The sequence below is a fragment of the Sphingobium sp. MP9-4 genome, from assembly GCF_005281675.1.
Lineage (GTDB): Bacteria > Pseudomonadota > Alphaproteobacteria > Sphingomonadales > Sphingomonadaceae > Sphingobium > Sphingobium yanoikuyae.
Map to the genome: position 1 here is coordinate 1 of NZ_LUFI01000102.1, position 5937 is coordinate 5937.

Annotated in this window: 8 protein-coding genes; 4 read left to right on the forward strand and 4 right to left on the reverse strand. The window is 68.1% G+C overall.

The annotated features are described in order from the left end of the window. From A0U87_RS25210 to A0U87_RS25220, 3 genes are all read left to right on the forward strand, one after another. A partial coding sequence (locus A0U87_RS25210) for a phosphatase PAP2 family protein (protein ID WP_137406111.1) occupies nt 1-572 on the forward strand: 572 nt, incomplete at its 5' end. 46 nt (nt 573-618) lie between these two features. Further along, on the forward strand, nt 619-1728 hold the full coding sequence (gene hisC, locus A0U87_RS25215) for a histidinol-phosphate transaminase (RefSeq protein WP_048938558.1): 1110 nt from the start codon (nt 619-621) through the stop codon (nt 1726-1728). Between the two features lie 4 nt (nt 1729-1732). Next, complete coding sequence (locus A0U87_RS25220; protein ID WP_048938557.1) at nt 1733-2638, forward strand: prephenate/arogenate dehydrogenase family protein; 906 nt, start codon at nt 1733-1735, stop codon at nt 2636-2638. Nucleotides 2639-2732: 94 nt separating this feature from the next. Here A0U87_RS25220 and A0U87_RS25225 read toward each other — a convergent pair whose 3' ends face one another. From A0U87_RS25225 to ftsE, 4 genes are read right to left on the reverse strand one after another with little or no spacing between them, the layout of a single operon-like run. Beyond that, complete coding sequence (locus A0U87_RS25225) at nt 2733-3425, reverse strand: lysophospholipid acyltransferase family protein (RefSeq protein WP_037509970.1); 693 nt, start codon at nt 3423-3425, stop codon at nt 2733-2735. 3 nt (nt 3426-3428) lie between these two features. After that, nucleotides 3429-3959 carry a YdcF family protein gene (locus A0U87_RS25230; protein ID WP_010338644.1) on the reverse strand — a complete coding sequence of 177 codons (531 nt, stop codon included), beginning with the start codon at nt 3957-3959 and terminating at the stop codon, nt 3429-3431. Then, nucleotides 3956-4858, reverse strand: a complete 903-nt coding sequence (locus tag A0U87_RS25235; protein ID WP_122928397.1) for an FtsX-like permease family protein — start codon at nt 4856-4858, stop codon at nt 3956-3958. Before A0U87_RS25235 ends, A0U87_RS25230 begins: the two co-directional genes overlap by 4 nt. Further along, nucleotides 4858-5568 carry a cell division ATP-binding protein FtsE gene (gene ftsE, locus A0U87_RS25240; protein WP_004208937.1) on the reverse strand — a complete coding sequence of 237 codons (711 nt, stop codon included), beginning with the start codon at nt 5566-5568 and terminating at the stop codon, nt 4858-4860. The genes A0U87_RS25235 and ftsE overlap by 1 nt, the downstream gene beginning before the upstream one ends. Nucleotides 5569-5748: 180 nt before the next feature. Here ftsE and A0U87_RS25245 point away from each other — a divergent pair. After that, the coding region (locus tag A0U87_RS25245; protein ID WP_170978472.1) for an MJ0042-type zinc finger domain-containing protein at nt 5749-5937 on the forward strand (189 nt) is incomplete at its 3' end.

Genomic DNA, 5937 nt, shown 5'->3' on the forward strand with positions numbered 1-5937 from the left:
GCACCGCCGCCAAGGCGGCCGACGAGGAAGCCTATCGCGCCGCGCTCGCCGCGCCGGCCGATCGCCAGGCGCTGGCCGCGTCGGACGCGGACCTGGGCTGGCCGCACATGGTCCAGTCGTTCGAGCCGATCGCCGGCCTGTCGCTGTCGGACGGCACCCACCCGCACCTGACCATGTTGCTGCGCCGCGCGGCGGCCGACGCCGCCTTCTCCACCTCGCGCGCCAAGGGCCATTATCAGCGGGTGCGCCCGTTCGTGGAGCATGACGGCAATACCTGCCGCCCGCAGGACGAGCCGATGCTGCGCAAGGACGGCTCCTATCCGTCGGGCCATACCGCGATCGGCTGGATGCTGGCGCTGGTCCTGACCGACGTCATGCCCGACAAGCAGGATGCCCTGCTCAAGCGCGGTTATGAATTTGGCGAGAGCCGGGTCATCTGTCGCGCCCATTGGCTGAGCGACACGCTGGCCGGCCGGGTCGTGGCATCGGCCACCTATGCGCGGTTGCAGTCCGATCCGGTGTTCCGTGCCCAGCGCGAACTGGCGCGACAGGAATTGGCTGCGCCGCGCTGATCCAGCCGCTTTGCCTTTGGCGCGGAAGCCGCTAAAGCCGCGCTCCATGAGCGACGCTGCAGCAAAACCCGCCCCCAAGGACTGGATTCTCGGCATTCATGCCTATGTGCCGGGCAAGTCCGCCGCCGATGACGGCCGGCCGCTGATCAAGCTGTCCGCCAACGAGAACCCGCTCGGCACCGGCGCGGCTGCCCGCGCGGCGCTGGTGGCGGCGACGGCGGACCTGGCCACCTATCCCGATCCGGGCGCGGCCAAGCTGCGCGAGGCGATCGGTGCGGTCCATGGGCTTGATCCGGCGCGCATCATCTATGGCACCGGGTCGGACGAACTGCTGCATATCGCCGCCAGCGCCTATGCCGGGCCGGGCGACGAGGTGCTTTATGTGCGCTACGGCTTTTCGGTCTACGACATTGCCGCCCGCCGCGTCGGCGCGACGCCGATCGAGGCGCCCGACGCCGATTATGCGACCGATGTCGATGCGCTGCTGGCCTGCGTGACGGAGAAGACCAAGGTCGTCTTCCTTGCCAACCCCAACAATCCCACCGGTACCATGACCAGCCGGGAGGAGATTGCGCGGCTGCACGCCGGGCTGCGCCCCGATATCCTGTTCGTGCTCGACCAGGCCTATGCCGAATATCTGGACGCGGACGAGGATGATGCGGGGCTGGAACTGGCCAAGACCGCCAGCAACGTGTTCGTCACCCGCACCTTCTCGAAAATCTATGGTCTGGCCGCTGAGCGGATCGGCTGGGGCTATGCCAGCCAGGATGTGATCGACATCCTCCACCGCATCCGCGCGCCGTTCAACGTGACCACCGCCGGCCAGGCCGCTGCGGTCGCCGCGATCCAGGATAATGAATGGGTCGAGGCGAGCCGCGCCCATAATGCGCAATGGCGCGAATGGCTGGCCGGCGAGATCGCGTCCCTCTCCAACCATGGCCTGCGCGCGGTGCCGAGCCGCACCAATTTCCTGCTGATCCTGTTCGACGGCAAGCTGACCGCCGAGGCGGCGATGAAAGGGCTGTGGGACGAGGGCTATGCCACCCGCTGGCTGCCCGGCCAGGGCCTGCCCAATGGCCTGCGCATCACCATCGGCACCGAGGGACAGACCCGCGCCGTCGCCGCCAAGCTGCGCGCCATGGCGGAGGCGGCCTGACGCTATGCTGCCCTTTTCCCGTGTCACCATCATCGGCCTTGGCCTGATCGGATCCTCGCTGGCGCGGGCGATCCGCGAATATATGCCGACCGTCCGTGTCACCGGCCATGATGCCGATCCGGCGGTGCGCGAAACCGCCCGCCGCATCGACCTGTGCGACGACATCACCGATACGGCCAGCGCTTCGGTGACCGACGCCGAACTGGTGATATTGTGCGTGCCGGTGCGCGCCATGGGCGCGGCAGCGGCGGAGATTGCCGACGAGTTGCCGGCCGATGCGATCATCAGCGACGTGGGTTCGTGCAAGGCGGACGTGCTGGCGCAGCTCAACGCCGCTTTGCCCGGCCGCATCATCATTCCGGCGCATCCGGTGGCCGGCACCGAAAATAGCGGGCCGGAAGCGGGCTTTGCCACCCTGTTCAAGGGCCGCTGGTCGATCGTCACCCCGCCCGCCGATGCCAATCCGGCGGCGGTCGAGCGGGTGTCGGAACTGTGGCGCCGGGTCGGTGCCGATGTCGAGACGATGGACCCGGCGCATCATGACCTGGTGCTGGCGGTGACCAGCCATTTGCCGCACCTGATCGCCTATACGATCGTCGGCACGGCCAGCGACCTGGAGAATGTCACCCAGAGCGAGGTGATCAAATATTCGGCCGGCGGCTTCCGCGACTTCACCCGTATCGCCGCATCGGACCCGACTATGTGGCGCGACGTGTTCCTGGCGAACAAGGACGCAGTGCTGGAAATGCTGCAGCGTTTCTCGGAGGATCTGTCGACCCTACAGCGGGCGATCCGCTGGAATGACGGCGACACGCTGTTCAACCTGTTCACGCGCACCCGCGCGATCCGCCGGTCGATCATCGAACAGGGCCAGGACGACGCCAAGCCCGACTTCGGCCGGTCGCATTGATAGCAAGCTGCCATGATGCTTAAGCATCAGCAGCTTGAAACGCTCAGGCGCCGCGCGGGCTTGGCAAAGCGCCAAGGGCGCTTTGCGAATCTGTTCAATTGAGCGCGTTGATCGCGGCGTGGACGCGGATCTCGGCCTCCTTGCGGTCGAGGCCGGTGGGGACGATCTCACCCACCTTGTAGGTGATCGTGCCGGGGCGCTTGAGGAACTTGCCGCGCGGTGAGACGACGCCGCTGTCGATCGCGATCGGCACCACCGGCAGGCCGAGCAGGCTGTAGAGGCCGGCAAAGCCCGACTTGAGCGGCGGCGCTTCGCCATGGGGAACGCGCGTGCCTTCGGGGAACAGGCAGACCGCCCGCCCCTGCGCCACGGCGTCCTTGGCGGAGGCACGCAAGGTTCGCAGCGCGCTGGCGCCGGCGGTCCGCTCGATCGGGATCAGGCCGTAGCGCCGGGCGATGCCGCCCCAGAAGGGAATATCGAGCAGTTCCCGTTTCGCACCGATCACCGGCCGGTCGAACAGGCAGAGCAGGTCGATCGTCTCGAACATCGATTCATGCTTGATGATGTAGAGATAGGGACCGATCGGCAGGTCGCCATCGACCACGATCCGCTGCCCCAATATCCAGCGCACGCAGAGGCGATGAAAGCGGCTCCAGCCGGTCGCCGCCGACTGGACATGCGCGGGCTTGAACATCCCGCCGATGACGGCCGCCAGCACGAAGAAGGCCGTGCCGACATAGAAGGCCAGCATGAAGACGAGCGAGCGAAGGGCAATGAACAGGGTCATGGATCAGATACCAAAGAGCGCGGCCACGCGGCGCGCGAGATATTTATTATATTCCCGCACCAATATGGTGAGGCTGGGACGGCTGGGCACCGCGTCATAGACAAGGTTGATGCGGCCCGGAAGCGCCTGACGCAGTTCGAGCGCGGAACGCCGCATATGCCAGTCGGTGGTGATGAGGCGGACGCTCTTATAATCGCGCCGTTCCAGCCAGCGGGCCGTCTCGATCGCGTTGGAGCGGGTGTCGATCGCCTCGCGCCCCAGGGTGATGCAGCAGGTGAAGAGCGACAGCCGCGTCTTGTATTCGGCCGCCAGTTCGACCGGACGGACCGAGCGGTCGACGCCCGAAATCAGCATGCGCTTGGCCGCGCCTTCCTCCAGCAGGGCCAGCCCCCGGTCGATCCGACCGGCGCCGCCGGTCAGCACGACGATCGCGTCGGTCTGTCGCCCGTCGAGCGGCTGGGGCAGGAACATCGCGAACCAGGCGAAGCCCAGCATCCAGCCGAGCAGCGTAACGGCGATCAGGCGGACGATCATAGCGAGCGCCCGAGTGCGCGCAGCACTGTCCAGCGGCCGGTGAGCGTCGACAGGAGAATGCCGGCAATCGGCAGCGCCGCGAGCAGCGCCCAGCTGGTCCAGGGCAAGGCGACCGCGCCCATCAGCTGCGATCCGGTGGCCGACAGGCGTGCGCCGATCAGCAGGATCACCAGCACGGCGAAGGAAAAGCCCAATGCGCCGCCCATGGTGGCGTCGAGCGCGATCCGACGCTGGAACAGGCGGGCGATCTGTACATCGGTCGCGCCCATCAGGTGCAGCACCTCGATCGTGGTGCGATGGCTGTCATGCGCGCCTCGCGCCGCCAGCACGACGACGGCGCCGGTGGCGAGCCCCATCAGCAGCACCAGCCCGCCCGACAGCCAGCCCAGCGCGGTGAGCAGGCCGGCCAGCGGGGCAAGGAAGGCGGCATGGGGTTCGACCCGCAGGCTGGGCGACAGGGTAGCGAGCGACCGGCGCAACCGGTCGACCTTGGCCGTCGCATCGCCCGGCGTCAGGCTGATGTCGATCAGCGCCGGGATCGGCAGGTCGCCGCTGGTCACATCGGCGCCGAGCCAGGGACGCAGTTGCTGCGCCAGCGTAGCGGCCGGGACCGGTGCGACCTGGCGCACATCGCGATTGCCGCGCAGCGCCTGTTGCACGCGGGCGGAGAGACGATCGCGCTGCTGCGCATCGGCCTCCACCACCTGAACCGTGGCGCGGCCGGCAAGATCGGCGCTCATCGCGCGGACGGCGGTGCCAAGGCCCAGGCCCGCCGCGGCGGCCAGCACGGTAAGGAACATCATGATCGCGATGATCCAGGGCATCGGCCCCGCCACCCGACCGGCGGGCAGCAGGCGATGGCGCGCGGCGGCCGCGCTGCGACGATTGCCCCCGGCCATCAGGCGCCACCCTGCGGACGGGGCGGATAGCGCAGCGCGCCGGTCGGATCGGCCAGCCGGCCCTTGTCCAGCCGCATCATCTGCGCGCTCGCCACCTGCGCCATCAGCGGCAGGTCATGGGTGGCGACGACGATGGTCGTGCCGAGGCGGTTGAGCGCCTCGAACAGGGTCATCAGGCGGCGGGCCATGTCCGCGTCGACGTTACCCGTCGGTTCGTCGGCGACCAGAATCTCCGGCCGGCCGATCACCGCGCGGGCGATGGCAACGCGCTGCTGCTCCCCGCCCGACAGGGTGGCGGGCCGCGCCTGACCGCGATCGCCCAGCCCGACCCAGTTCAGCATTTCGCTGACCGGCGCGTCGATCTCGCTTTCCTCCATGCCCGCGACCCGCAGCGGCAGGGCGATATTGTCATAGGCGGACAGATGCGGGACCAGCCGGAAATCCTGGAACACGACGCCGATGCGGCGACGAAAGCCGGGCAGGCGCTTGCGGGGGAGCGTCACCACATCCTCGCCGAACAGGCGGATCACGCCGCGACTGGGCCGCTGGGCGAGATAAAGGAGCTTGAGCAGGGATGTCTTGCCCGCGCCCGAGCTGCCGGTGAGGAAATAAAAATCGCCGCTGTTGAGCGAGAAGCTGACGTCGGACAGGGTCTCGCTGTCCAGACCATAGCGCAGGCCGACATTTTCGAACTGGACGATGGCCGACATAAGTGACGTGTGGCGCCGATGCGCTCCCTGCTTCCCCGAAGCCCTGCCATGGCACAGGCGGCGGGGACGCGTAAAGGGCAGGCCGACAAACTATCCCGCGCAATGCCGCGAGTCGCGCCCATGAGCGGGTCTGTGTTTCAGACTCTTGCCCTAGAGTCCCTGCCATGCCTATGAAGCAGAATGATCCTGGTGTGCCCAAATTGCGCGACGCGCTACATCGTGCCCGACACCGCCGTCGGCCCGGACGGACGCCAGGTGCGGTGCGCCGCCTGCAAGCATAGCTGGTTCCAGGAAGGCCCCGCCCCCGCGCCGCGCGAAGAGGCGCCCGAACCGGCCGCTCCCGCGCCGGTTGCGCCGCCGCCCGCTCCG

Bases quoted from the DNA above. Each gene is read 5' to 3' on its own strand.
- A0U87_RS25235 (WP_122928397.1), bottom strand. From the start codon at position 4,858: ATGGCCGGGGGCAATCGTCGCAGCGCGGCCGCCGCGCGCCATCGCCTG.
- hisC (WP_048938558.1), top strand. From the start codon at position 619: ATGAGCGACGCTGCAGCAAAACCCGCCCCCAAGGACTGGATTCTCGGC.
- A0U87_RS25230 (WP_010338644.1), bottom strand. From the start codon at position 3,959: ATGATCGTCCGCCTGATCGCCGTTACGCTGCTCGGCTGGATGCTGGGC.
- ftsE (WP_004208937.1), bottom strand. From the start codon at position 5,568: ATGTCGGCCATCGTCCAGTTCGAAAATGTCGGCCTGCGCTATGGTCTG.
- A0U87_RS25220 (WP_048938557.1), top strand. From the start codon at position 1,733: ATGCTGCCCTTTTCCCGTGTCACCATCATCGGCCTTGGCCTGATCGGA.
- A0U87_RS25225 (WP_037509970.1), bottom strand. From the start codon at position 3,425: ATGACCCTGTTCATTGCCCTTCGCTCGCTCGTCTTCATGCTGGCCTTC.